Genomic DNA, 25210 nt, shown 5'->3' on the forward strand with positions numbered 1-25210 from the left:
CGTTACAGGGTTAATGCAAGCTAAAAAAATCTGCTTTTTTTGTTTTAGAAAAGTCTGGCAAACTTTTGCTGTAGCGCTGGTCGTTTTGGCGGTTTTTGTGTCGGTGCTGAAATATGCTTTACCGTATGCCAATGACTATAAGTACGATATTGAAACACTGATCAATAAGCAGTTTGGCGTTGATTTAACTATTGGTGCCATTAGCGCTAGTTGGCAAGGCTCCGGACCCTCTCTGGTGTTAGAAAACCTGACGTTTGCAGATAACAAAAATGCGCCTATTGCGTTGAGTATTGCCAATACAAGTTTGCAATTAAATGTGGTTGAATCACTAAAAAATTGGCAGCTGCGTTCAGATTATTTTGTACTACAAGGTTTTGTGGCTGATGTTAATCTTGAAGAGCTTAGCAACCTGCAAACAGACAGTGACAGTAACTTTGAGCAACAGTCTTTGATTGAAAGCCTGTTTTTAGGTGCAACAGGCCACTTTTCTATTCAAAAAAGCCAATTAAATTTAATCACTCACTTGGGAAGACGACACTCTCTACTGTTAGATGACATTACTTGGCAAAATAGCGAGCAAATTCACCAAGGTGTTGGTGAAATAAGCATTCCAGGTTTTTCTCAGGGTCATTACTCAGCTCGATTGTCTTTCACTGGTGAGCGTTTGCGTGATTTAAATGGGCAAATTTACCTACATGCATCAAAAGTGGATGTATCCGATTGGCTCACTCAAGATCTAAATGAAGATAAACTGGGGATCCACACTGAACTCAATGGTGAAGCGTGGGTTTCAATGCAAAATGGTAAACTGGAAAATGTTCACCTAAATTGGTTACCTAGTTATATTAAATGGTTGGAAAATGGCCAAAGTGAGCGTATATCACTGACTTCTGGGCAGGTATTATTCACGCCTTCGAAGCAGGGGCAGTTTTGGGAGTTATCGACGACTCCATTACACCTATCTCACAATGATATACCGTATTCACAGACGCAATTACGCGGTGAATTCTCTGCAGCGCAACAACAAGTTTGGTTCGATGAACTGAGTGTAAGCCTATTGTCAGACCTCAGTACTTTAAGCAATATGGAATTCGCAAAACAAGTAGCTGCGCATGACTTACAAGGTGCTCTGCGAGGCCGAGTGAGTATTGGACCAGAGAAAGCGGTGTCTGCGTGGTTAGGAGGACGTGATTTGTCATGGCGTCAGGTCGGGGGGATACCGGGCGCTGACAATGTAAGACTTGAAGCAACACTGCAAAATAATATGGGGGCTGTGTCTCTTTTTTCTGAAAATGCACAGTTTCACACCGCGGGGTTGTTTGACCGACCGCTTGCTTACAATCAACTGAATTTAGAACTTCAGTTTTTTAAGCGGGGTAATGATTGGCAAGTGGTAAGTGATTCGTTGTGGTTTGACAATGAAGATTTAACGGTTGCTGGGGAGATGCACTTAAATTTAGCAGATGAACCCGAGTTAGATTTATATGTTGAGGTACTTGGCGGCGATGCAAAAGTGGCAGGTCATTACTTTCCTCAGACGTTGATGAAAGCGAGCCTCATAAAATATTTAAATGAAGGGATCCTCGACGGTATACATCGTGAGTCGCAAGTTTTATTTTCTGGACGGTTAACGGATTTTCCATTTAGTAATGGTGCAGGGCAGTTTGATGTATTGTCAAAAATTGAAGAGGCGGAATTTGCTTTTGCACCGGGTTGGCCTGCGATAAAAAACGCCGAAACGACGTTACATTTCTCAAATGAACGCATGGATATTTATGCCCATTCGGGTACTTTAATTAACCAAAAAATAGAAGACAGTGTGGTCGTCAGTATTGATAATTTAGATGCTGCTGATGATCTTCTGGTAAGAATCAACCACATTACACAAGCGCCTTCCCTTGCGCCTTTTTTCGCGGCAACGCCCCTTAATGACCCACTCTCCAATATATTACAAATTGTTCAGGGACAAGGGGAAGTTGAAGGGAATATTACACTTAAGATAGATTTACGAGACTTAGATGTATTGGCTGAAGGGGATATACATTTACGTAATTTACCGGTTTATTTATCGAAACCGGGTATGCAGCTGACTCAAGTCGATGCACTTCTACATTTTAAAGATGACGCTATTACTATACCTAATGCAACGGCGACCTGGTTAGGTATGCCTATGTGGTTTGATGTCAAAGGAGACGGAGACAATCACAGCTATCAAGTTGATATTAATGCCGAATTAATGGCAAAAAGCGATAAGTTACTGCCCTATACCGATGGTTTGCTTGATGATTATTTAGCGGGGCAAACAGCATTGAATACGGCATTGAGTTTGGTGTTTAGCGATGAAGCATTTAATTATACGGCTGAGTTTTCATCTGATCTAGTCGGTCTATCAAGCGATTTTTCTGCCCCTTATAAGAAAATTGCTTCAAGCACTTGGCCGTTGCAAGGGGTGGTGCAAGGTGATGATATTTCAAATTTAATCATGGTTAATATTGATAAGAAATTATTTTTTAATGGCATCTTAGATAATGACAGCGTGCAATTAAGTAATGCGCATTTGATTTCCGGCAACCGAGATAAAGGGCTTGCACAGGATCGCTTTGTTGTCTCAATTGATCATACTGACTTAGATTTGAAATCTTGGATCCCTTTTATTGAGCGAATTATTGATTCAAGTAAAACAGCAAAAGAACAAGTCTCTTTGTTTCCCGAGTTAAGAGCGCTTAATGCTCAAATTGGTAACCTTGACCTGTCGGGCATCCACTTTAATGATCTTGAGATGCGCTTACGGCCGAGTAGTGATGGCATGACGATGCGGTTGAATGCAAAAGAGCTACGCGCGCAAGTCGTATTACCGCCTAGTGGGTCGAGTCGTCCGATTGCAATCGAAGCAGATTACTTACGACTTAATCTACCTAAACTTGAAGAGAGTGCGAGTGCAAAAGTTGATTCTCAAGTTAACTTATCTGGAGAAGATTTAAGTTGGTTGGCGCGAATGCCAGCGATAGCCTTTAATTGCTCAGATTGTAAAGTTGATAATTATCAATTAGACAGAGTATCTATGTCATTGTTTGGTGATGGGGAAAAGTTAGTGATCCCTGAACTCGTTGTTGATAAACAAGAGCATGTGTTACGCGGACAGGGTCAGTGGCAAGCAGGCGTGACACGTGTAGAAGGGATCATGAACAGCAAAGATATTGGTGAGTTGTTTGATGAGTTTGACTTAACATCTACCATCAAAGATTCTAAAGCGAGTATTGGATACCAATTACAATGGAATGGTGCACCGTATGATATAAATATGCAGAGTCTGGCTGGGGAAGTTACTTGGGAGCTTGGTGAAGGGCATTTAGCTGAAATAAGCGACCAAGGAGCGCGCGTATTTTCACTGTTGAGCTTAGATTCATTGGTAAGAAAACTGAAACTAGATTTTAGAGACGTATTCTCTAAAGGGTTCTTTTACAACAAAATGCAAGGGTCAGTGCAGCTTGAAGAGGGCATTGCTTACACGAAAGACACTAAAATGGATGGAGTTCCAGCGGATTTAACCATTCAAGGCTACGCGAATTTAAATACCTACGATATTAATTATGATTTAGCGGTTGCACCGCAAGTGACATCGAGTTTACCTGTCATTGTGGCATGGATGGTTAACCCTGTGACAGGGCTTGCTGCGTTAGCGTTAGATAAAGTGATCCATTCGGCCAGAGTGATTTCTGAAATTAAATTTAAAGTAACAGGTACTATGGAACAGCCTATTGTTACTGAAATTAATAGAAAAAGTCGCGAAGTTGAAATACCACAAGCAGCACAAAACACGCCACCTAAGGCACAAGACACTTTACCTTCGAGTGAGTTGATTAAAGGCGCACAGAGCCGATCAATAAACAAAGAGTCTAGCCCATTGAATGAGGCGGGTGTTTAAGTATGCGTCAAGCGTCCAAGGTTATTGCTATACAAATGTGCTCTGGCGTAGAGCCAAGCGTTAACTTCCAATATTTGGTTGAGCAGTTGCAACAACTTAATTTACAGCAACCGGCGTTGGTCTGTTTGCCAGAAACTTGGTTAGCATTTTGTCATACAAGCCAAGACTCAGTTACATTAAGTGCGACAAATACGTATTGGATAGAAAAGCTTAAATTATTGTGTCGTGAGTACGGTATTTGGCTTGCTGCCGGCACGATTGCGTTACCTTATGATAATGATCGTTATGTTGCCGCCAGTTTATTGTTTAATGACGTGGGTGATATTGTCGCACAATATAATAAAATGCATTTGTTCGACGTCGAAGTGGATGACAATACACAAGGTTATCGAGAGTCAACGCACTGTGCGGCAGGAACGGCTATAGAAGTGGTTGATAGCCCGTTTGGGAAAATAGGATTAAGCGTATGTTATGATATACGTTTTCCTGGCCTTTATCAGGCAATGGTTGACCAAGGGGCCCAGCTACTATTGATCCCGAGTGCGTTTACTACGGTAACAGGTGCAGCACACTGGCGGCCATTATTACAGGCGCGTGCCATAGAGACGCAGTGTTATGTGATCGCCGCAGCTCAAGTCGGTACACATGAAAATGGCCGCAAAACCTTCGGACATAGCCTAATATTATCACCATGGGGCACTGTAATTGCGGATGCCAAAGACACATGTGGTGCGGTCCAAGGTGACATTGATTTGGCAGAACTTATGCAGATCAGAACTAAAATGCCAGTACAGGCACACAATCGTTTTAAGAGTGAATTTTATGAATAATGTTGAACAACATTTATTAGCTGATAGTCAATTGACTCGAGAGCAGCTAGAGCAAACGCTAAGTTATATTCACCAACATCAAGTGGATTATGCAGATCTCTATTTCCAGTCATGCTACAACGAAACGTGGGTGCTTGAAGACGGTATTGTTAAAGATGGCAGCTATAACATTGAGAGAGGCGTTGGTGTTAGAGCCTTATCAGGTGAGAAAACGGGCTTCTCATATTCAGATGCTATCAATTTTGATGCGTTAAACAAAGCTGCGATGGCTGCACGCAGTATTGCTCAGTCAGGTCAAGCGCAAAAAGTGCAAGTATTCAGTGATGTGACAGCAAAACAGCAATTTGCGCCAGTGCAACCAATTACTAAAATGGCGGATGCTGACAAAGTTGCGTTATTACGAGAAATTGAAGCACATATTCGAGACATAGCACCTGATGCTCAACAGGTTGTAAGCTCAATTTCAGCTGTGTATGAAGAAGTACTGATTGCAGCCAGTGATGGGACTTTTGCCACGGATATTCGCCCTTTAATTCGCCTAAATTGCTCTGTATTACTTGAAAAAAATGGTCGACGCGAACGAGGCGGTGCTGGTGGTGGTGCGCGTTTAGATTATGGATACTTTAAAGAATTGGTTGCGGGCAAACCGCGTTGGGTAGAGTATGCAGAAGAAGCGGTACGCTTAGCTAAAGTTAATTTAGAAGCAGTAGATGCCCCAGCTGGAGCAATGCCTGTAGTGTTGGGCGCTGGGTGGCCTGGTGTGCTATTACACGAAGCGGTAGGACATGGTTTAGAAGGTGACTTTAACCGAAAAGAAGCTTCTGCATTTAGTGGAAAAGTAGGGCAACAGGTTGCATCAGAACTTTGTACTGTCGTTGACGATGGCACTTTGGTTGACCGAAGAGGGTCTCTAAACGTAGATGATGAGGGGACGCCTGCAGCATATAATATACTGATTGAAAAGGGTATTTTGCAAGGTTATATGCAAGATAAGTTAAATGCCCGTTTAATGGGGGTTACGCCTACCGGTAACGGGCGTCGTGAGTCATACGCACACTTACCTATGCCAAGAATGACAAATACGTACATGTTGCCAGGGCAAGATACTCAAGCGGATATTATCAGTAGTGTTAAAAAGGGTATTTTTGCATCAAACTTTGGCGGCGGTCAGGTAGATATTACTTCAGGTAAGTTTGTATTTTCTGCGTCAGAGGCATACCTTATTGAAGATGGAAAAATCACTCAGCCTATTAAAGGGGCTACACTTATCGGGAATGGACCTGATGTTATGCATAAAATCTCGATGGTGGGTAATGATCTTAAGCTCGATAGAGGGGTGGGTGTATGTGGCAAAGACGGCCAAAGTGTCCCTGTTGGAGTCGGGCAACCGAGTTTAAAAATTGATGAAATCACCGTGGGTGGTACGGCTTAAGTTCGTATTCATAAAAAAACCAGCATTAGCTGGTTTTTTTATGTCTTTAGCTCTTCAACCTGGTAATTATGGCATCATCGCTTCTTTTAAATACTGAAAAAGCTCTTTATAGCCCTTTGCTGGCTTTTCTACAGAGGCTTCTTTTTTGGCTTGGCGGACGAGTTGTCGCATTTTTTGACGTTCTAACTCTGGGTACTCAGCAAGCAACTCATTTACTTTGTCATCACCTTGTTGAATTAATTCATCTCTGATTATTTCAATTTTATTTAGGAGCACGTCAGCTTGATTATTTTTATTTAACATCAAGTCGATAGCCGCTTCTATTTCGGCAATATTCTCTGTAGTGCGAAGTGTTTTTGTGATGTAGTTCATATGCCTACGATAAGCTTCACTTTTGGCACGTATTTTATCTGCGACGATCATTGCTTGTAATAAATCATCAGTAAGCGGCAATTTATCACGTTGCTTTTTTGCCATACTGGCTAAGTCGAGCGCAAGTTGCTGATACTGTTGCGCATCACGTTTCAGTTCACTTTTAGAGACATAAATGATGTCTTCTTCAATTACGGGTTTCTTTTTCTTAGCCATGATTCAAACTAGTAGTAATCTATTTGTGCTAAGTATACCAATTATACGTAGGAAAAGCTTTGCTTGAATAGGGCGATAATCGTGATGTGTGTTAGCATTAATATGAAGACATAAATTATTAGAGAAGATGCCCATGAGCAGAGCCCAACAAGACCCTATTTATCAACAAATTGATGACGTGAAGAAAGCCGTTTCTGATGTACTGGCCCATGCGAAGAAGTTGGGCGCCACAGCCTCAGAAGCTGCTATGTCTAGCACTTCGGGCCTTTCTGTGAGTACACGAATGGGCGAGGTTGATACCATTGAGTTTAACCAAGATGGTGGTTTGGGGATCAGTGTGTATGTTGGTAATCATAAAGGGAGTGCATCTACTGCAGATTTGAGCCCGAAGGCTTTGCGCTCGGTGGTAGAGAAAGCCATTGATATTGCCAAGTTTACATCTGATGACCCATGTAATGGGGTAGCTGATGAGCAGCTTTTAGAGATGTCACCTCCTGATTTAGATCTTTATCATCCGTGGGACGTTTCTCCTGAACAAGGCATTGAGTTTTGTCTTGAAGCGGAAAAAGCGGCATTAGAATTTGACCCACGTATCGTCAATTCTGATGGGGCCAGTTTTGCAAGTCATCAAGGTTTGCGAGTGTATGGTAACAGTCATGGCTTAGTTGCTGGTTTTCCTCGCACACGACATACGTTAAGTACCATGGTAATTGGTCAAGATGGCGAGCATATGCAACGCGACTCTGCCTACACAATTTCTCGTGAACAAGGTGGGCTAAAAGGGGCTAGCTTAGTGGGTGTTGAAGCCGCAGAATCAACGCTTGCGAAATTAAATAGTCAAAAAATAAAAACCATGAAAACCCCGGTTGTTTTTAGAGCTGATATTGCAAATAGCTTGTTTGGACATTTGGTATCGGCGATTGGCGGTGGGGCCCTATACCGTAAATCGACATTTTTGCTTGATAGCCTTCATACACAAGTTTTTAACCCATGCGTCTCTATTATAGAGAGGCCACATTTATTAAAAGGGTTAGCATCTAGCCCATTTGATAGCGAAGGCGTAAAAACCCGTGACCGAGATATTATCAGTGGTGGAGAACTACAAACATATTTACTTGCGAGCTACGCAGCCCGTAAATTGGGGATGACAGCGACAGGTCATGCTGGGGGCATTCATAACTGGTTGGTACAACAAACGCATGATGATCTACATGCAGTACTACAGACGATGGGAACTGGCTTGTTAGTAACCGAATTAATGGGCCAAGGTGTTAACACTGTCACCGGTGATTACTCACGTGGTGCTGCTGGCTTTTGGGTAGAAAATGGTGAAATTCAATATCCGGTAAGTGAGATAACCATAGCGGGTAATTTACAGGACATGTTTAAAGGTATTCAAGCCATTGGAGGCGATGTCGAGCCGCGTGGAAGTGTACAGACAGGCTCTGTATTGATTGACTCAATGCAAGTTGCCGGCGAGTAATACTCTCTGCCTGAAGTAAACGGGGTGCTATGCCTTTACTTCAGGCTATTACTTTGACAGCGCTAAGTTAAAAACCATGTTGCGGTGCCTAAAAAGGCAAATATGCCAACAATATCAGTAACGGTTGTCAAAACCACGCTACCCGCAAGCGCAGGGTCAATTTTCATTCTTTTGAGAATAATAGGAATACTAGCCCCCGCAATACCTGCCGCGAGTAAATTCATAAACATCGCAAAGGCAATCACTGCTCCTAAAGTAAAGTCCCATTTCCAAAGCGCTACAACGCCAGCGATGAGTAAAGACCACAGCAAACCATTTAGCGCCCCAATAGCTAACTCTTTACCGAGTATAAATCGCTGGTTAGTTTGATTTATATGGCCAAGTGCAATACCTCGGATCACCAAGGTCAGTGTTTGGCTACCAGCCACCCCACCCATGCTGGGTACTATGCCGTTGAGTACGGCAAGCACGGGGAGAATATCGAGGGTATTTTCAAAAAAGCTCGCGACAAATGCTGCGAGTAGCGCAGTCAATAAGTTGATCCCTAGCCAAATTGAACGACGGCGGCTACTTTTTAGAACGGGTGCAAAGGTGTCTTCTTCATCATCAAGACCCGCCATGCTGAGTAAGCTATGCTCAGCATCTTCTCGAATAACATCAACAATATCGTCAATGGTGATCCTGCCTAGTAAGTGGTTATTATCATCGACAACCGCGGCGGAAATCCAATTATGACGCTCAAAAAGTTGGGCGACTTCAGTTTCATCCATTGAAATGGGAATTGACTCTTTGTCTTCATCCATCAACGCTTGAACTAAATGATCTGGTGGATTCGTCAATAAGGTACTCAAAGGGAGCGCGCCAATAAAGCAGTTATCTTTATCAACAACATATAAGTCATCTGTGCCATCAGGTAGGTTGCCACGCAAACGTAAGTAGCGTAGTACAACATCTAATGATACATCAGCACGAATAGTGACGGTGTCACTGTTCATCAATGCGCCAGCCGAACGCTCTTGATAAGACAGGGCTTGGGTCGCACGTTCACGGTCTTGTGTGTCCATGCTGCTAACAACATCGTGATATACCGTATCAGGCAAGCTTCGTAATACTTCACCTAAATCATCATCGTCCATATCCTCTGTTGCAGCTGCAATGAGTTCAGGCTTCATTTTAGCGATAATGCCAAGACGAACATCTTCTGATAACTCTTCAAGTACATCGCCTTGAATATCAGGGTCTACGAGTTTCCAAAGTTGCGTTCTGACTTTATGAGGTGAAGATTCGAGTAAGAGTGCGGTATCACATGGTGCTGTTTCTGCTAAAATTCGCCTGACTTGAACAAACTGCCCACTATTAAGCGCAAGGGTAACTTGCTGGAGTTGTTGTAAAGTATAATCTTGTTCAAGCGCTTCAGGCATAGGCTTCCTAATTAATGTCGTATTGTTAGTCTTTTTACGCGTACCTAGTGAATATATGTTGGATAATATGCAGCGAATGATGCTGAGGTGCGCGGGCCTTGGCTTGAGAGTTTAACGTACTTTAGAGCGTGTTGCCACGTAGGATAGGCGTATTTATCGTAACTTGTTGTCGGCAAGTTACTCTTGTTCGTGAAATTTTTGTTCTATTAAATCGCCAATAGCAGATAAGGCTGATTTTGCATCTGGCCCTTCACAGCGGATTTTTACGTACTTTCCTTGACTACTTTCTAGTAAAAGCAGTGCTAATACGCTGTCGCCTGCTGCCTCTTTTTCATCTTGGTATAAGGTAATATCTGCATCGAACTTCACCGCTAGTTGCGCCAGTACAGTAGCAGCTCTTGCATGTAAGCCACATTTGTTTTGAATTAAAAAAGTCCCCTCACAACGCATGGTATTAGCTATTTTGTTCACGATGTCGGATCTGTACATTAGGGTGAGAACGTTGAAAGCTTTCTCCAATGGTTTGCGCCAGATAAACAGAACGATGCTGTCCACCAGTACAGCCGATAGCAATAGTAAGATAGCTGCGGTTATTGCGTTCAAGGTGAGGTAACCAAGTTTGCACGAACGTCTGAATTTGCCAAGTAAATTTTTGTACTATGCTATGTCCAGCTAAATATTCTTGTACAGGTTTATCTAAACCTGTGAGTGGTTTTAAATCAGGCTCCCAATGAGGGTTGGGTAGGAATCGAGCATCAAATACATAATCAGCATCTTTGGGCATGCCGTGTTTAAATCCAAAAGATAAAAAGGTGATGATCAGCTGTTTGTCTTTTTTACCTAATATACGTTCACGGATAGCCTCAGCTAATTGATGTACGCTTAGATCCGTGGTGTCAATGACCATATCTGCGCTGGTATTGAGTACATCAAGCAGTTGCTTTTCTTCTTTAATCGCTAAATCTAAAGGCAAGTTATTGATAGATAATGGGTGTAAGCGGCGGGTTTCAGAAAAGCGCTTGATTAGCGTTTGGTCATCACTGTCTAAATAAAATAGGGTTGGATTCGCGAAACCGGGTAAGTACTCAAGAATATCGTTAAACTCTTCTTGCTGTTTAGGCAAGTTTCTAACATCAATACTGACGGCTATTTTGTCGTAGTTTTCGGAAACACTTCTTACTAATGATGGCAGTAAGTTCACGGGGATATTATCAACACAATAGTAGCCAAGGTCTTCTAATACCCTTAGCGCTACCGACTTTCCTGATCCTGACCGACCACTGATGATGATTAATTCCACGACTTTCCCCTATTTATTAATCCTGTGCAGCAATAATATTATAAAGCTCGGAATCACTACTTGCATGTCTTAATTGTTTGCAAAACTCTTTATTTTTCAACTTATCTGCAATTGCAGATAGTGTCTTTAAGTGTTGCTGATTATCTCCTTCAGGTACAATTAGCGCAACAAAAATATCAACAGGGCGATTGTCTATTGCATCAAATGGAATGGTTTGCTCGCTGACTAAGAGTATAGCAAAAACCTGTTCTATACCCTCCATACGACCATGAGGGAGTGCAATTCCTTTCCCTATTCCGGTACTGCCTAGTTTTTCACGATTCATTAAGGCCGACAGAATATGATGCTGCTCTAATTGTGGTAATTGCTCATGCGCTAGCTCGCTAACGTATTCTAAAATCCGTTTTTTACTATTAAAAAGGACCGCAGCTTTACTGCAGTCCTTGTTGATTATTGAGCTTAATTTCATGATTAGTGTCGAGTAAGCTTCTCTTTATGTTTAATTACTTGTCTGTCTAGCTTATCAACCAAACCATCGATAGCGGCATACATATCTTGATGCTCAGTAGAGGCAAAGACTTCAGCGCCACTGAGATGTAAGGTAGCTTCGGCTTTCTGTACCAGCTTTTCAACATCTAAGATCACATGAACGTTATTAATATGATCAAAGTGCCTTTCTAGCTTCGCAAACTTGGTGTTGACATAGTCTCTTAGTGATTCTGTAACTTCTACGTGACGACCAGTTAAATTTAGTTGCATAAGCATTTTCCTTCTTTGGTAATACGTCTTATATCAAGCTTTTACGCTGATTTGACGGTGGAATGGCTAACGACTCCCGATATTTTGCTATGGTACGTCGGGCCACTTTGATTCCTTGCTCTGCCAATATATCCGCAATTTTGCTATCACTTAACGGCTTAGCTGTATTTTCGGCGGCAATGAGCTTTTTGATCAATGCTCTAATCGCAGTGGAAGAGCATTCACCTCCGTTTTCAGTACTAACATGGCTTGAGAAGAAATACTTCAACTCAAAAATACCCCTAGGTGTGTGCATATATTTTTGTGTAGTGACTCGAGAAATGGTCGACTCATGCATCTCTACCATTTCAGCCACATCATTAAGCACCATGGGTTTCATTGCTTCAGGGCCATGTTCAAAGAATGCCTGTTGTTGCTGCACAATGCAATTAGTAACTTTCATTAAAGTGTCATTGCGGCTCTCTAAACTTTTAATAAACCATTTCGCTTCTTGTAAATGTGAGCGGATAAATTGGCTATCCGTACTCGATTTTACTGATCGCGACATCGCAGCATAATGATCATTAACCCTGATTTTAGGCATTGAATCAGGATTTAGCTCTACCAACCAACGACCTTTTACTTTTTTAACCGACACATCAGGGATCACATATTCTGACTCTTCACGAATAATACTGGCAGCTGGTTTTGGATTTAAGCTGTGGATCAGGGTCATGACATCTTTTAAATCCGATTCTTTGAGTTTAGTCTTCTTCATCAAAGTTCGGTAGTCACGACTAGCAAGTAAATCGATATGATCTGTTAATATTTGTTTTGTTTGCTCTAACCAAGGTGTCGCTTTATCAAACTGGTTCAACTGAATACATAAACACTCTTGTAAACTTCTAGCTGCAATACCGACAGGATCAAATAGCTGAATGCGTTTGAGTACGGCTTCTATTTCATCGAGCTCAATGCCTTCTTCGGAACTGCCGTCGTTTAAGCTATCTAAAATTTCTTCTGTAGATAAGGTTAACAAGCCGCCATCATCAACCGCTTCGACAATTGCGACTGCGATGCCTCTATCGGTATCGCTAAAAGGGGTAAGCTCTAGCTGCCACATGAGATATTCATGTAGGGTTTCACTGGTTTCCCCTTGGTACATGTTCTCATCTTCAGGCATAGGGCCACTGCTGGCCGCCGGGGCTGCACTCATGTACTCGTCCCAAGTAACGTCCATGGCAAGTTCTTCGCTGACAGTGTCTTTACTCATAGCAGCGTCAGAATCTAGTTCGTAATCGCTAACCGGCGCCTCGTCAGTGGTATCTGAACCTGTCTCATCTTTACTTAGTTCTTTGTGTTCTTTTTCTCTATTATCACTGTCGTTGTCATGCTCTGATTCTTCAACTTCTAGCAAGGGATTACTGTCTAGTGCTTCTTGAATTTCTTGCTGAAGATCGAGCGTGCTCAGTTGCAGCAAGCGAATAGCCTGCTGTAACTGTGGTGTCATGGTTAATTGCTGGCCCATGCGCAGCTGTAGCGATTGCCTCATGTATCTCTAACAATCCTTTTCATTGTTCAATTATTAAAATTACCTAGGTGTATTAACTATAGCCTGAATTGCTCACCAAGGTAGACATCTCGAACAGTTTGATCGGCGAGCACATGTTCAGGTGTGCCAGATGCAATTAATTCACCATGTGAAACAATGTACGCCTTTTCACACACATCGAGTGTTTCACGTACATTATGGTCTGTGATAAGAACACCTATACCGCGTTTTTTTAAATGTTCGATAATTTTCTTTATATCTAACACTGAAATAGGATCAACACCAGCAAAAGGCTCATCTAATAGGATAAATTTTGGATTTGCGGCTAAAGCGCGAGCAATTTCTACCCTGCGGCGTTCGCCACCAGATAATGCCATGCCCTGACTGGCACGTATGTGTTGAATATTAAACTCGTCTAAGAGTTCGTTAAGCAGCTGTTCTCGATCTGCCTTGCTGAGATCTTTACGTGTTTCCAAGATTGCCATTAAATTTTGATAAACAGTGAGTTTACGAAAGATAGATGACTCTTGTGGTAAATAGCCAATGCCAAGCCGTGCTCGGCTATGCATGGGTAATAAAGTAATGTCTTGATCATCGATGGTAACGGTACCATTGTCGCTTGGTACGAGCCCCACAATCATGTAAAAGCTGGTGGTTTTACCTGCGCCATTGGGGCCTAATAGGCCAACGATACTGCCCGCTTCAACACTGAGACTGACATTTTTGACGACCTGACGGCCTTTATAGCTTTTAGCCAAAGCTTGTGCAGTGAGTGTGCTCATAGTTATTTGCCTTGATCTTTATCTGATTTTTTTTCTGGCACTAAGATGGTATGAACACGGCCGGTATTTTGATTGCCTCTGTCGGCATTAATTAGTTGCTTTTCCATATCATAGGTTATGGATTGTGCTTTGATAATTTGCCCCGCCTGATTAATTTCAGCATCGCCTTTTATAATGAGCATTTTATTTGCAACGTCATAGCGTACTTCTTGTGCACTGGCACTTAATAAAGTGCCGTCAGCTTGTTTTTCACTGAAAAGTGCGGGGCTGCCGGTCGCAACAAGCAGTTGTTTGTTTTCACCGAGCTCTGCTCTGCGGTGAACTTCCAAGCGGTCTGCGTTTATTTGTCTATTGCCATGAATAATTTCGACGTTCTGTTCAAAAATACCGATGTTGGTTTTTAATTGTGCTTGTTGTTTACCTGCTTTTATCGATACTTCGGATGCAAAGGAGTCGCTTTGAGCTAGGGCTATTTGACTCAGTGTTAATCCTATAAAGGCGACAGTAACTTTCAATTTATTGATCATAGTAAACGGTTCTTGTATGGTTAATGAGCTCAATCACCTCGGTGTTTAAGTCGGCGAGCAAGCCTTTCCCTGTTATCATTAAGTCAGGCCCAGAGATTTTTACGGGCTGTTCTGACTGCATTAATCGTTTGGTAATTTCGACACGAATATGATCGGCATTTATGTGCGTGATCATGGCTTTGTCGGTTAAATTTTTTGCCACTACATCACCTTCTAAAATCAGTGTGTTGTTTTCATATAAAGTGGCTTCTTTTGCCGTGATTTTCCAATTCATAGTGCCATTATATAAGGTGAAAATGGGCGCTTCGAAATGACTAAATCCAAGCTCTTGGTATAGCTCCATTTTTTTTGCTGTAACAGTATGGCTGCGTACACCGGTTTCATTATAAATTGTTTGCTGTAACTCAGTGGCAATATAATCTGGTTTCGCTATTACATCTTGGGTATTGTTTTGAGAGGTAGATGGCTGAGATAAATAGGGGTACCACAGCCAGCCCATAGTTAGTAAAAATAATCCCAATACTGCAATGCGATTTGTGGTCATGCGCTTGTTCCTTCGCTACCAAGACTATGTCCTTGTGCCAGCATGAGTAAATCGGTTAACTCGCGGACCGCGCCAAAGCCACCTGGTAATTGCGTTGTATAGTGTGATAGGCGTTTAATAAGGGGGTGTGCATCGTTTACGGCGACTGCGAAACCCACTTTCTCCATGACTGGCAGGTCTGGACCATCATCACCAATATAAGCAATTTCATCATCAGATAAATTTAACTCGTGTTTTAATTCATCATAGGCTATTAGCTTATTTTCTTGTCCTTGATAGATATACGGTACCGTTAAACTAGTCATTCTTTGCTGAACAATCTGTGAATGTCGGCCCGTGATCACCGCAACTTGTACGCCGCTATTTATGAGGGCTTTTATGCCAAACCCATCCTTTGTATTGAATGCTTTTAACTCTTCTCCATTGTTACCTAAATAAATACGGCCATCCGAGAAGACGCCATCGATATCACAAATAAGTAATTTCACAGCAGCGGCTTTGCTTTCTACGAGGGGGGAAATTGGTTGGTATAAATCAGCAAACTGCATTTACAGTACTCCCGCTTTTAATAAATCTTGCGTATTAAGTGCACCAATCGGGCGTTGTTCATCGTCTATGACAATTAAGCCATTGATTCGTTTCGTTTCCATAATATTTAATGCTTCAGCTGCAAGTATATTCGGGTGAATGGTGGCACAGCCTTTGGTCATAACATCATTAATAACGGCGTTATGTAAATCTACTCGCTGTTCTATAATACGTCGCAAGTCACCATCAGTAAAAATACCACATAATCGTGAGTCTGCATCAACAACAGCAGTCATACCTAACCCTTTTGCTGACATTTCAAAGAGTGCCGTTTTTACCGTATCATCATTAGTGACTATAGGCACTTGCTCGCCTTTATGCATGATATCTGCAATGGTTAGCAATAAACGTTTACCTAATGCGCCTCCAGGATGTGATAATGCAAAATCATCAGCAGTAAAGCCTCGTGCTTCGAGTAAAGCAACTGCGAGTGCATCACCCATTACTAGGGTTGCTGTTGTACTCGCTGTGGGTGCTAAGCCAAGCGGGCATGCTTCTTTAGAAACTGTAATACACAAATGAATATCGGCTAATTGTGCAATACTTGATTGTGGGTTTCCTGTCATGGCGATGGTTTTAGCGCCAATTCGCTTTATGACTGGAATAATGCTCATTATTTCTACTGTTTCACCAGAGTTAGAAATAAGCAGCACAACATCATGCTTGGTGATCATGCCTAAATCACCATGGCTGGCCTCACCTGGGTGAACAAAAAATGCGGGCGTACCTGTACTTGCCAAAGTTGCGGCGATTTTATTACCGATATGTCCAGATTTACCCATGCCAATAACGATGGTTCTACCAATACAGTCAAATATTGTTTGGCAACTTTTTTCAAAGTGCTCGTCTATATATTGCGTTATTTCATCAATGGCTTGGCGCTCGATATCGATAACAGCTCTAGCCGTTTTTGAAAAGTTAATTTGGGTCATATAGGCAGTCCATTGTTTAAATAATGTAATACATGTAGCCGATGAATGCTGCTAATAATAGCCCACCTTCAAGACGATTAATTCTGCGTGTACCTGTGAGACTCAAGCTCATGATGATTAACGCAAGTGTTGCAGCAAGCATAACAAAAATATCTCGTTGAGCGATATTTGCATCTAATGTGGCAGGGTTTAAAATACCAGCGATAGAGAGTACAGCTAAAATGTTGAAAATGTTTGAACCGATAATATTACCCAAGGCTAAATCATCTTCTTTTTTGAGTACACCAGCAATACAGGCTGCAAGCTCAGGCAGGCTGGTACCAATGGCGATGATGGTTAAGCCAATAAGCAAATCACTCATGCCAAAGAACTTGGCAATATCAACTGCAGAACCTATCAGGTAATGAGAGCTTATAGGGAGTAGCACCATACCTACAACGAGCCATAATACGGCTTTTTTGGTCGGAACATTGTTTGGCACCTCATCACAAGCTTCGCTAACAAGAGGATCGTCCTGATTGCCGGTTTGTTTGGTGATAACGATAAGCGCCAATAAAAATAATACAAAGCCGACAAGTAATAGCGTACCTTCCGTAGCACTGAAGTAGTTATCACTAATAATTAGCCAAGCGCCAAGAGACACAATGACCAATAAAGGCATTTCTCGCTTTAAAATTCCTGAGCTCACAGATAATGGGCGTAATAAAGCGGTAATACCTAAAACGAGCAATATGTTGGCAATATTTGAACCTACAGCATTACCAACTGCGGTATCTGTTTTGTCCGCTAAGGCAGCTTGAGCTGCAACCATCATTTCAGGAGCTGATGATCCCATTGCGACAATTGTTAAACCAACGATGAGTGTGGGAACACCAAAATTTCGAGCCAATGCAGCTGCGCCAAAAACAAAACGATCTGCGCTCCAAACAAGCGCTGCAAAACCTAATATTAGAACGATGAAAGATAAAACCATTAAAAGTTATGCCAAGTAATAAAACGTCATTGGCGTAAATAGTACCAAAACCCAGAAAAAAAGTATAAATAAAAGGGGCTGGTTGATTGGAAGGTTCGGGTAAGTTTGTTGATACTACGGATTAAATTAAGGCGTTAATATTACAAAATTTTACGAAATGTATTTTCCCTCAAGAGATAAAAAATCGTATTATGACAATATTAGCCGAACTAGATGTGGAGAGCGACTTGTCGCAAGCAATAGTTGAAATCAAGGATGTGACATTTTCACGCGGTGAAAAGACCATCTATAAAAACATGAGCTTTTCTGTTCCGAAGGGAAAAATCACCGCTATTATGGGCCCCAGTGGTATAGGTAAAACAACGATGCTACGCCTTATCGGGGGCCAACTTAAACCCGATAGCGGTGATATATTATTCGAAGGCGCCAGTATTCCAAGTATGACGCGTAGTGCGTTATATGATGCACGAAAAAATATGAGTATGCTGTTCCAAAGTGGTGCACTTTTTACTGATATGTCGGTGTTCGATAATGTTGCGTTCCCACTGAGAGAACATACAAAACTAAGTGAGGAGTTAATTCGCTTAGTGGTGCTAATGAAGTTGCAAGCCGTAGGATTACGAGGGGCTAGTGAGTTAATGCCGTCGGAGCTGTCTGGTGGTATGGCACGTCGTGCCGCGTTAGCCAGAGCCATTGCACTGGACCCTGAACTTATTATGTATGATGAACCATTTGCTGGCCAAGACCCAATTTCTATGGGGGTTTTGGTTAAATTGATAAAATCATTGAATGAAGTGTTAGGTTTGTCATCCTTGATTGTTACTCACGATGTGACAGAGGTCCTTAGTATTGCGGAGCATGTTGTCATTATTGCAGAGCAAGGTGTGATTGGCAGTGGCACAGCTGAAGAAATGTTGGCGCATAGCTCCCCACTAGTGCAGCAATTTCTACAAGGTCTATCTGACGGACCTGTTCCATTTCACCAACCCGCGAGCCCTTATGAAGATGCGTTATTAACTCAAGGAGCTAGGTGATGGATTTTTTACAAAAGTTGGGCCACAAAACACTCAGTCGATTTGCGGCATTAGGACGTTCGACCCGCATGTTAATTGGTGCGCTAGTAAACATTCCTAACCCAAGAAAGGGCACACCTTTACTGATCCGCCAGTTGTACATGATAGGTCATCAGTCATTGCTTATTATTATGGTGTCTGGGTTGTTTATAGGTATGGTGCTGGCGTTACAAGGGTATACAGTACTCGTCGGGTATGGCGCAGAAGACAGTTTGGGACCCTTGGTTGCATTAAGTTTATTACGTGAATTAGGCCCTGTTGTAACAGCGTTGCTCTTCGCTGGTCGAGCTGGCAGCGCACTCACGGCGGAAATTGGCCTCATGAAAGCAACGGAACAGCTTTCAAGTTTGGAGATGATGGCGATTGACCCTTTAAAGCGAGTGATTGCGCCGCGTTTTTGGGCTGGCTTTATCAGTATGCCGATTTTGGCACTTATTTTTTCAGCGGTGGCTATTTTAGGTGCTCATTTAGTGGGTGTTGATTGGCTGGGTGTTGATTCAGGAAGTTTTTGGTCAATTATGCAAGCGCAAGTGTCATTCGAAAAAGATATTCTTAACGGCATTATCAAAAGCTTTGTGTTTGCTTTGGTCGTGACGTGGATTGCGCTTTACAAAGGGTATGATTGTATTCCGACCTCGGAAGGTATAAGTAAGGCAACAACAGAGACAGTAGTACATTCTTCATTGGCAGTGTTAGGATTTGATTTCTTACTAACTGCTGTGATGTTTTCAGGTTAAAAGGTTTTAAAGTCATGAATACACGGAAAATAGAGATTTTAGTAGGTTTGTTTGTTGCGTTAGGCGTTATCGCATTTGCTGTACTCGCGCTAAAAGTAGCGAATTCAGGCATTAGCGGTAGTGGTGAGTCTTATTTATTAAACGCGAAATTTGAAAATATTGGATCGTTAAAAGCCAGAGCGCCCATTAAAGTCGGTGGGGTGGTGATTGGTCGCGTTGAGGGGATCAGTATTCACCCACAAGAATTTGTGCCTGTGGTGAATATGAAAATAGATGCAAACTATGAATGTCAGTTTTCAGACACAACATCAGTGTCTATTTTAACCTCGGGTATTTTAGGGGAGCAATATTTAGGGATCTCTCCTGTTATTGCTTCAGAGTCGGCGCGTCAGTCTTGTTTGGGCAATGATACCGTGGGTAATAGTGAAGCAGATGAACTTGATGATCTCTTTGGGGTTGAAAGTAAAGCGCTGAAAAATGGTGACATGATTGCTGATACGAAGTCTGCACTTGTACTAGAAGAGCTTATTGGTCAGTTCTTATTTAATCAAGGCGGTGAATAATCATGATGGTTTATCGTAATTTACTGAATATGCTTGTATTGGCATTATCAATTTTTAGTGTACAAGTCGCCGCTGAAGTTGATTTGAAAGACCCGTATAAAATGGTACAGCAAGTGGCAGATAATACCTTTCAACGCGTTGCTAGAGACCAAGACAAGGTTCAAAAAAGTAGAGAGCACCTAAGAGTTATCGTAGAAGAAGAGTTGATGCCATATATTGATTATAAATATGCAGCGTATCGAGTACTCGGAAGCTATATACAAAAAATTCGCACGATGGAAGATAAGCAAGAAAAAGCACAAGCAATTGCGCATGTACGTACTTTTATTGATGTATTCCAACGTTACTTAGTGGCGACGTATGCGGGGGTATTTACACAATATACAAACCAAAAAGTTGAGTTTGGTGCCGCTAAGAGTTTTGCTGCTGATGACGTGGCCATCGTGAATACTAAAATTGTTGAAGCGGGTAAGCCGGATATTCGCATCGACTTTAAAGTGCGTAAAGGCAAGAATAATGAATGGCGTGCTTACGATATGATGGCGGAAGGGATCAGTTTGTTGGATGCAAAGCAAACCGAATTACACGGTATTTTACGCCAGCAAGGAATTGAGCATGTGATCAAGTTACTTGATAAGAAAAGCCGATTACCAGTGCAATTTAGGGGGGATGATGGCAACAGCTAAAGTTCACTTTAAACGCAACGAAGAGGGCGTTGTTTTTATCAGCGGGGAACTAACACGAAATAGCCTCACAAATGAACGACTTCTTAATCAACAGCTAGAAAGTACGCAATCAGTCACCTATTTTGACCTTTCTAGCGTATCAAGGGTTGACACAGCGGGCTTAGCTTGGTTAATTCACTCTTTAGGTAAATTGCAGCAGCAAGATAAACGTCTTGAGCTTAAGAATATACCTGAACAATTGCGCAATTTGATGGCATTGGGTCAGGTTTCAACCTTATTTGAGTGAATATAATGGAAATAAACCAAGTCGAAACATTATTAAAAGAGTCACTGGCTTTAGATGAAGTGATAGTAAAAGCAAATGGCAGTCATTATGAAGTGATTGCCGTTGGAGACTGTTTTGATGGATTAAGCCGAGTCAAAAAGCAGCAATTGGTTTATGGGCCATTAATGGAAACTATTTCCGATGGCACCATTCATGCTGTCAGTATTAAAGCTTTTACGCCAACAGAGTGGCAAAGAGAACGCAAATTTATGCTTCCGCAATAGGGGGCTGATATGGATCAGTTTGTTATTCAAGGTGGTACGACCCTTGCCGGTGAAGTGACCATCTCAGGTGCTAAGAACGCCGCATTACCGATATTATTTGCTGCACTATTACCCAACGGCAAGAGTCGCTTTTCTAATGTCCCTCAGTTACGAGATATAGGCACTACCGAAGCTTTATTAAAAACATTGGGCGCCGGGGTTGCGTGGCAGGGTGATGTTTTAGAAATAGACGGAAGCTGTGTTGATAAGGTTTTAGCGCCTTATGAGTTAGTAAAACAAATGCGTGCGTCGGTATTAGCATTAGGGCCACTGCTTGCGCGTTTTGGTGAAGCTCAGGTATCGTTACCCGGCGGCTGTGCTATTGGTGCAAGACCCGTTGATATTCACATCAAAGGCCTTGAGCGAATGGGTGCTGAAATCAACGTTGAAAATGGCTATATTAATGCCACATCTTCTGGGCGACTTAAAGGTGCCGAGATTTATATGGAGATGGTGAGTGTTGGTGCGACAGAAAACTTATTAATGGCGGCAACCTTAGCTGATGGTACCACCGTGCTGGACAATGCAGCACAAGAACCTGAAATCGTAAACCTAGCAGAGTGTTTGACTGCGATGGGGGCGAATATAAAAGGTGCAGGTACAAGTCGTATTGAAATTCAAGGCGTTGAACAGCTGGCTGGCTGTGAGCACCGGATCTTGCCTGATAGAATTGAAACAGGTACATTTTTGGTGGCTGCTGCGATGGCTAATGGTGAGGTGTTGTGTAAAAACACCGACCATACAAGCTTAGAGCCGGTGCTTGAAAAGTTGCGTGCGGCTAATGCATTGGTTGAAGTGCATACAGATACGATTTATGTTGATATGCGCAATCGAACATTACAAGCGGTGAATATTAAAACGATGCCGCATCCTGGTTTTCCAACAGATATGCAAGCGCAATTTACTGCATTGAATGTAGTCGCTCAGGGCAGTGCTACCATCACCGAAACTATTTTTGAAAATCGTTTTATGCATGTTCCTGAACTACAGAGAATGGGTGCCAATATTCGATTAGAAGGCAACACTGCGATTTGTGGTGAAACAGAAAAGCTCAGTGGTGCCCAAGTTATGGCAACAGATCTGCGAGCCTCAGCAAGCCTTATTTTAACCGGGATTGTTGCAACAGGTGAAACGGTGGTGGATCGGATCTATCACGTAGATCGTGGTTATCAACGTATTGAAGACAAGCTAAGTCAATTAGGCGCAAATATTAAGCGTAAACATAACTAACTCAGCAATGTCTTAAAAGCGAGTGATGTGGATACTGGAATAAACCAGCATGTCATTGCTCGCTTTTTTATTGCATGCGACTTTCAAGTTTGGCCACAGTAACTTTAAAGGTTAATAACTTGGTATTGCGGTATGCCTCAAATTCAACCACCGTACCAGGTTGGGTATTGGCAATAAATTTAAGCGTTGTTTCCGGGTTGTTGACCGCATTGCCGGCAACCCGCACGATTATATCGTCGTTTTGCATACCCGCTTGCCATGCAGGGCCTAGCGGATCGATATTATTTACCTTTAGTCCCACAATTTTAGTATACAAGTCGGTGATGACTTTACCTGTGCTGTCTACAGGGCTTCCTGTAAAGCCTAAATAGCCTCTAATTACTCGTCCGTCGCGTTTGAGCTTTTCCATCACTTCGTTGGCAAGTGAGTAAGGAATAGCAAATGAAATCCCTTGAATGTCGATGTTATAACGGGTTCTAAATTGTGCTGATGTGAGTCCGACAAGCGTCCCGTTAGAGTTAATTAACGCGCCTCCTGAATTGCCTACGTTTACGGCAGCATCCATTTGTAACAAGCTACTATATGAATTGTCTGGGGTGAGTTTTTTGCCTGTTGCGCTGATCACACCCTGTGTAATGGTTTGCCCTAAATTTAAAGGGTTTCCAATCGCTAATACCACATCACCAACCCTAGGTGAAAAACTATCATCTACCGGAATAACAGGGAGGTGCTGTGCATCAATTTTTAATAATGCTAAATCAGTGACGGTGTCAAAACCAATGATCTGCACTTCATTAAAGGTGCGGCCATCGGTCAATATGATCATGATTTGATCTGCATTATTGACGACATGATAATTGGTTAGGATATAGCCATCACTAGACATTATTACGCCTGAACCTAACTCCTGAGTTGTATTTGCGCGCTTAAACCTAGGAACAGAGCTGATCCCTTCGGAGAAGATAGTAACAACCGCGGGCGCTGCTTTCTCAACAGCGTCAGCAAAGCTCATATGTTTGGTACTATACGGGTTAGGCACCTTAATATTTGGTAGAACGGCACTACGTAGATTGGGTGAAAACCAAATCACAACAAATGCGATACCTAGGCCAATGAATAATGGCGGAATTAAAAAGCGGAAAAGTTTTATCACACGATGATCTATTATTATTTATTTATTGTTTATGATGGCACAAATAAAAACACAGCGGCAAGGACCACTGTGTTTTTTTATCCAAATTAATTTATTACTGAATTAATAAGAAGACAGAATCTCTACCACGTTTTACGCCCAAAACGATATTGCCTTGAATATCTTCGATTAAGCTACTCATTTCTCTAATGCTATCAATTCGCTGGCGATTCACCTGCATGATAACATCACCTTCTTCTAGCCCAACCCGTGCCGCTGGAGAGCGCGCTTCTACCGATGAAACTACAACGCCTTTGTTACCGTTGCGTTCGCCACTTTCGAGTACTGCACCGCGTAGCATAGGGTGCACTTTATCTGCTTGCGCTTGCAGTTCAGCTTGGCCTTTGAGCGTTACTTTTATAGTGCGAACTTTTCCTTCTCGGTACACGCCGACCTTTACTGTGCGACCTTCACCAATGGTGGCTATTTTGCTTGCGAGTTCGGCAAAACTTTGAATATCGTCACCATTAACAGAGACAATGACATCATTGGCCTGAATACCTGCTTCACTGGCGGCTGAGTCTTTAACGACTTGTGCTACATAGGCACCTTGTTTGACATCAAAACCTTGTGCTTTAGCAATACCAGCGTCTAGAGTACGCCCTTGAATACCTAAAGAGCCGCGTCTAACTTGACCAAATTCGACAATTTGATCGACAAGGCTTTTCATCATATTTGATGGGATAGCAAAACCGATACCGACGTTACCACCCGAGGCACCTAAAATTGCAGTATTGATCCCAATGAGTTCGCCGCGAAGGTTAACCAATGCTCCGCCAGAGTTACCTTGGTTAATGGCGGCATCTGTTTGAATAAAGTCTTCATAGCCTTCAATATTAAGGCCGCTGCGACCGAGTGCGCTGACAATACCCGAAGTCACCGTATGGCTTAGTCCAAATGGATTACCAATGGCAACCGCAAAATCGCCTACTCGCAGGGCATCAGAATTTGCGAGTTTTACTTCAGTTAAATCATCTGATTCGATTTCGAGTAGTGCAATGTCTGACTCTTTGTCAGTACCTACTAGTTTGGCATCGAACTCTCTGCCATCTTCTAAGGTCACAATAATTTTTTCTGCGTCGGCAATAACGTGGTTATTTGTTACCACGTAGCCCTCTGAGGCGTCGATAATAACGCCTGAACCCAAGCCACTAAACTGGCGCTTTTGACTACGAGGTTTGGGTTGACCAAAGAAATAATCAAATGGATCAACACGACGGCGTACTTCTTTAGCGCCAGATACTTGTATGCTTACAACCCCCGGAGTGACTCGCTCTAACATGGGAGCTAGGGTGGGTAAAGTTTGACCATCAATGGCCACGGGTAATTTAGCGACAGAAACACTAGGGTTTAATAATAATGTTGAAGAAAAAAGTGCTGCTGATAATAACGAGAATTTCAATTTCATAGGTAGTAAATACTCCGAAAAAAGCAATTAGTCATTGAAAAGGCATCTATTGCTAAATGTGTTCTAGACGCCAATTCGCTATTTGTTTATCTGTATTTACTGACTATGGGGTCAAAAA

26 protein-coding genes are annotated in these 25210 nt (G+C 42.3%); 11 read left to right on the forward strand and 15 right to left on the reverse strand.

Annotated features, from left to right (window positions below; genetic code table 11):
• Positions 1-13: 13 nt before the first annotated feature.
• Genes BGP78_RS08120 through tldD form a run of 3 tightly spaced genes read left to right on the forward strand, consistent with a single transcriptional unit; the run spans position 14 to position 6187 of the window.
• On the forward strand, positions 14-3925 hold the full coding sequence (locus tag BGP78_RS08120) for a YhdP family protein (protein ID WP_119860933.1): 3912 nt from the start codon (positions 14-16) through the stop codon (positions 3923-3925).
• 2 nt (positions 3926-3927) lie between these two features.
• Positions 3928-4755: a carbon-nitrogen hydrolase family protein gene (locus BGP78_RS08125; protein ID WP_119860934.1), complete on the forward strand. Its 828-nt coding sequence runs from the start codon at positions 3928-3930 to the stop codon at positions 4753-4755.
• The gene (gene tldD, locus BGP78_RS08130) at positions 4748-6187 is read left to right on the forward strand and encodes a metalloprotease TldD (protein ID WP_119860935.1); all 1440 of its coding nucleotides are present in this window, start codon (positions 4748-4750) and stop codon (positions 6185-6187) included. Before BGP78_RS08125 ends, tldD begins: the two co-directional genes overlap by 8 nt.
• A 66-nt stretch (positions 6188-6253) precedes the next feature.
• Here tldD and yjgA read toward each other — a convergent pair whose 3' ends face one another.
• On the reverse strand, positions 6254-6775 hold the full coding sequence (yjgA, locus tag BGP78_RS08135) for a ribosome biogenesis factor YjgA (RefSeq protein ID WP_119860936.1): 522 nt from the start codon (positions 6773-6775) through the stop codon (positions 6254-6256).
• A 133-nt stretch (positions 6776-6908) separates the two neighbouring features.
• On the opposite strand from yjgA, the gene pmbA reads away from it, so the two are divergent.
• Positions 6909-8258, forward strand: coding sequence for a metalloprotease PmbA (pmbA, locus tag BGP78_RS08140; protein WP_119860937.1), 1350 nt, complete (start codon positions 6909-6911; stop codon positions 8256-8258).
• Between the two features lie 62 nt (positions 8259-8320).
• On the opposite strand, the gene mgtE is transcribed toward pmbA, so the two are convergent.
• From mgtE to BGP78_RS08200, 12 genes are all read right to left on the reverse strand, one after another.
• Positions 8321-9679, reverse strand: coding sequence for a magnesium transporter (gene mgtE / locus BGP78_RS08145; RefSeq protein ID WP_119860938.1), 1359 nt, complete (start codon positions 9677-9679; stop codon positions 8321-8323).
• 177 nt (positions 9680-9856) lie between these two features.
• Positions 9857-10129, reverse strand: a complete 273-nt coding sequence (locus BGP78_RS08150) for an HPr family phosphocarrier protein (RefSeq protein ID WP_119860939.1) — start codon at positions 10127-10129, stop codon at positions 9857-9859.
• Positions 10130-10133: 4 nt separating this feature from the next.
• Positions 10134-10979, reverse strand: a complete 846-nt coding sequence (gene rapZ / locus BGP78_RS08155; protein WP_119860940.1) for an RNase adapter RapZ — start codon at positions 10977-10979, stop codon at positions 10134-10136.
• A gap of 16 nt (positions 10980-10995) precedes the next feature.
• Positions 10996-11448 carry a PTS IIA-like nitrogen regulatory protein PtsN gene (gene ptsN / locus BGP78_RS08160; protein ID WP_119860941.1) on the reverse strand — a complete coding sequence of 151 codons (453 nt, stop codon included), beginning with the start codon at positions 11446-11448 and terminating at the stop codon, positions 10996-10998.
• A gap of 2 nt (positions 11449-11450) precedes the next feature.
• The gene (hpf, locus tag BGP78_RS08165) at positions 11451-11738 is read right to left on the reverse strand and encodes a ribosome hibernation promoting factor (protein ID WP_010361359.1); all 288 of its coding nucleotides are present in this window, start codon (positions 11736-11738) and stop codon (positions 11451-11453) included.
• 28 nt (positions 11739-11766) lie between these two features.
• Positions 11767-13269, reverse strand: a complete 1503-nt coding sequence (locus BGP78_RS08170; protein WP_119860942.1) for an RNA polymerase factor sigma-54 — start codon at positions 13267-13269, stop codon at positions 11767-11769.
• A gap of 56 nt (positions 13270-13325) precedes the next feature.
• Positions 13326-14051, reverse strand: coding sequence for an LPS export ABC transporter ATP-binding protein (gene lptB, locus BGP78_RS08175; RefSeq protein ID WP_119860943.1), 726 nt, complete (start codon positions 14049-14051; stop codon positions 13326-13328).
• A 2-nt stretch (positions 14052-14053) separates the two neighbouring features.
• A complete protein-coding gene (gene lptA, locus BGP78_RS08180; RefSeq protein ID WP_119860944.1) occupies positions 14054-14578 on the reverse strand; it encodes a lipopolysaccharide transport periplasmic protein LptA in 525 nt (174 codons plus the stop codon).
• The gene (gene lptC / locus BGP78_RS08185; protein ID WP_119860945.1) at positions 14568-15122 is read right to left on the reverse strand and encodes an LPS export ABC transporter periplasmic protein LptC; all 555 of its coding nucleotides are present in this window, start codon (positions 15120-15122) and stop codon (positions 14568-14570) included. Before lptC ends, lptA begins: the two co-directional genes overlap by 11 nt.
• Entirely contained in the window at positions 15119-15670 is a 552-nt protein-coding gene (gene kdsC / locus BGP78_RS08190) for a 3-deoxy-manno-octulosonate-8-phosphatase KdsC (protein ID WP_119860946.1), read from the reverse strand. Before kdsC ends, lptC begins: the two co-directional genes overlap by 4 nt.
• Positions 15671-16642, reverse strand: coding sequence for a KpsF/GutQ family sugar-phosphate isomerase (locus tag BGP78_RS08195; RefSeq protein ID WP_119860947.1), 972 nt, complete (start codon positions 16640-16642; stop codon positions 15671-15673).
• Between the two features lie 16 nt (positions 16643-16658).
• Positions 16659-17615, reverse strand: coding sequence for a calcium/sodium antiporter (locus tag BGP78_RS08200; protein ID WP_119860948.1), 957 nt, complete (start codon positions 17613-17615; stop codon positions 16659-16661).
• 191 nt (positions 17616-17806) lie between these two features.
• Between BGP78_RS08200 and BGP78_RS08205 the strand changes: the two genes are divergently transcribed.
• From BGP78_RS08205 to murA, 7 genes are read left to right on the forward strand one after another with little or no spacing between them, the layout of a single operon-like run.
• Positions 17807-18649 carry an ATP-binding cassette domain-containing protein gene (locus BGP78_RS08205; RefSeq protein WP_119860949.1) on the forward strand — a complete coding sequence of 281 codons (843 nt, stop codon included), beginning with the start codon at positions 17807-17809 and terminating at the stop codon, positions 18647-18649.
• A complete protein-coding gene (gene mlaE / locus BGP78_RS08210; protein ID WP_119860950.1) occupies positions 18646-19425 on the forward strand; it encodes a lipid asymmetry maintenance ABC transporter permease subunit MlaE in 780 nt (259 codons plus the stop codon). The genes BGP78_RS08205 and mlaE overlap by 4 nt, the downstream gene beginning before the upstream one ends.
• Positions 19426-19439: 14 nt before the next feature.
• On the forward strand, positions 19440-19988 hold the full coding sequence (mlaD, locus tag BGP78_RS08215; protein ID WP_119860951.1) for an outer membrane lipid asymmetry maintenance protein MlaD: 549 nt from the start codon (positions 19440-19442) through the stop codon (positions 19986-19988).
• 5 nt (positions 19989-19993) lie between these two features.
• Positions 19994-20674: a phospholipid-binding protein MlaC gene (locus BGP78_RS08220; RefSeq protein ID WP_119861022.1), complete on the forward strand. Its 681-nt coding sequence runs from the start codon at positions 19994-19996 to the stop codon at positions 20672-20674.
• On the forward strand, positions 20661-20960 hold the full coding sequence (locus BGP78_RS08225) for a lipid asymmetry maintenance protein MlaB (protein WP_119860952.1): 300 nt from the start codon (positions 20661-20663) through the stop codon (positions 20958-20960). Before BGP78_RS08220 ends, BGP78_RS08225 begins: the two co-directional genes overlap by 14 nt.
• A gap of 5 nt (positions 20961-20965) precedes the next feature.
• Positions 20966-21223 carry a BolA family protein gene (locus tag BGP78_RS08230; protein WP_010361373.1) on the forward strand — a complete coding sequence of 86 codons (258 nt, stop codon included), beginning with the start codon at positions 20966-20968 and terminating at the stop codon, positions 21221-21223.
• Between the two features lie 9 nt (positions 21224-21232).
• On the forward strand, positions 21233-22492 hold the full coding sequence (gene murA, locus BGP78_RS08235) for a UDP-N-acetylglucosamine 1-carboxyvinyltransferase (protein ID WP_119860953.1): 1260 nt from the start codon (positions 21233-21235) through the stop codon (positions 22490-22492).
• Between the two features lie 67 nt (positions 22493-22559).
• Here the strand turns inward: murA and BGP78_RS08240 are convergent, their stop codons facing one another.
• Together BGP78_RS08240 and BGP78_RS08245 are read right to left on the reverse strand one after the other, a co-directional pair.
• Positions 22560-23645, reverse strand: a complete 1086-nt coding sequence (locus BGP78_RS08240) for a trypsin-like peptidase domain-containing protein (RefSeq protein WP_119860954.1) — start codon at positions 23643-23645, stop codon at positions 22560-22562.
• A gap of 94 nt (positions 23646-23739) precedes the next feature.
• Positions 23740-25092: a DegQ family serine endoprotease gene (locus BGP78_RS08245; protein ID WP_119860955.1), complete on the reverse strand. Its 1353-nt coding sequence runs from the start codon at positions 25090-25092 to the stop codon at positions 23740-23742.
• Between the last annotated feature and the right edge of the window lie 118 nt (positions 25093-25210).

The sequence above is a fragment of the Pseudoalteromonas sp. MSK9-3 genome, from assembly GCF_003590335.1.
In the GTDB taxonomy this organism is placed as follows: Bacteria; Pseudomonadota; Gammaproteobacteria; order Enterobacterales; family Alteromonadaceae; genus Pseudoalteromonas.

Bases quoted from the DNA above. Each gene is read 5' to 3' on its own strand.
- BGP78_RS08120 (WP_119860933.1), top strand. From the start codon at position 14: ATGCAAGCTAAAAAAATCTGCTTTTTTTGTTTTAGAAAAGTCTGGCAA.
- BGP78_RS08125 (WP_119860934.1), top strand. From the start codon at position 3,928: ATGCGTCAAGCGTCCAAGGTTATTGCTATACAAATGTGCTCTGGCGTA.
- tldD (WP_119860935.1), top strand. From the start codon at position 4,748: ATGAATAATGTTGAACAACATTTATTAGCTGATAGTCAATTGACTCGA.
- yjgA (WP_119860936.1), bottom strand. From the start codon at position 6,775: ATGGCTAAGAAAAAGAAACCCGTAATTGAAGAAGACATCATTTATGTC.
- pmbA (WP_119860937.1), top strand. From the start codon at position 6,909: ATGAGCAGAGCCCAACAAGACCCTATTTATCAACAAATTGATGACGTG.
- mgtE (WP_119860938.1), bottom strand. From the start codon at position 9,679: ATGCCTGAAGCGCTTGAACAAGATTATACTTTACAACAACTCCAGCAA.
- BGP78_RS08150 (WP_119860939.1), bottom strand. From the start codon at position 10,129: ATGCGTTGTGAGGGGACTTTTTTAATTCAAAACAAATGTGGCTTACAT.
- ptsN (WP_119860941.1), bottom strand. From the start codon at position 11,448: ATGAAATTAAGCTCAATAATCAACAAGGACTGCAGTAAAGCTGCGGTC.
- hpf (WP_010361359.1), bottom strand. From the start codon at position 11,738: ATGCAACTAAATTTAACTGGTCGTCACGTAGAAGTTACAGAATCACTA.
- BGP78_RS08170 (WP_119860942.1), bottom strand. From the start codon at position 13,269: ATGAGGCAATCGCTACAGCTGCGCATGGGCCAGCAATTAACCATGACA.
- lptB (WP_119860943.1), bottom strand. From the start codon at position 14,051: ATGAGCACACTCACTGCACAAGCTTTGGCTAAAAGCTATAAAGGCCGT.
- lptA (WP_119860944.1), bottom strand. From the start codon at position 14,578: ATGATCAATAAATTGAAAGTTACTGTCGCCTTTATAGGATTAACACTG.
- lptC (WP_119860945.1), bottom strand. From the start codon at position 15,122: ATGACCACAAATCGCATTGCAGTATTGGGATTATTTTTACTAACTATG.
- kdsC (WP_119860946.1), bottom strand. From the start codon at position 15,670: ATGCAGTTTGCTGATTTATACCAACCAATTTCCCCCCTCGTAGAAAGC.
- BGP78_RS08195 (WP_119860947.1), bottom strand. From the start codon at position 16,642: ATGACCCAAATTAACTTTTCAAAAACGGCTAGAGCTGTTATCGATATC.
- BGP78_RS08200 (WP_119860948.1), bottom strand. From the start codon at position 17,615: ATGGTTTTATCTTTCATCGTTCTAATATTAGGTTTTGCAGCGCTTGTT.
- BGP78_RS08205 (WP_119860949.1), top strand. From the start codon at position 17,807: ATGACAATATTAGCCGAACTAGATGTGGAGAGCGACTTGTCGCAAGCA.
- mlaD (WP_119860951.1), top strand. From the start codon at position 19,440: ATGAATACACGGAAAATAGAGATTTTAGTAGGTTTGTTTGTTGCGTTA.
- BGP78_RS08220 (WP_119861022.1), top strand. From the start codon at position 19,994: ATGGTTTATCGTAATTTACTGAATATGCTTGTATTGGCATTATCAATT.
- BGP78_RS08225 (WP_119860952.1), top strand. From the start codon at position 20,661: ATGGCAACAGCTAAAGTTCACTTTAAACGCAACGAAGAGGGCGTTGTT.
- BGP78_RS08230 (WP_010361373.1), top strand. From the start codon at position 20,966: ATGGAAATAAACCAAGTCGAAACATTATTAAAAGAGTCACTGGCTTTA.
- murA (WP_119860953.1), top strand. From the start codon at position 21,233: ATGGATCAGTTTGTTATTCAAGGTGGTACGACCCTTGCCGGTGAAGTG.
- BGP78_RS08245 (WP_119860955.1), bottom strand. From the start codon at position 25,092: ATGAAATTGAAATTCTCGTTATTATCAGCAGCACTTTTTTCTTCAACA.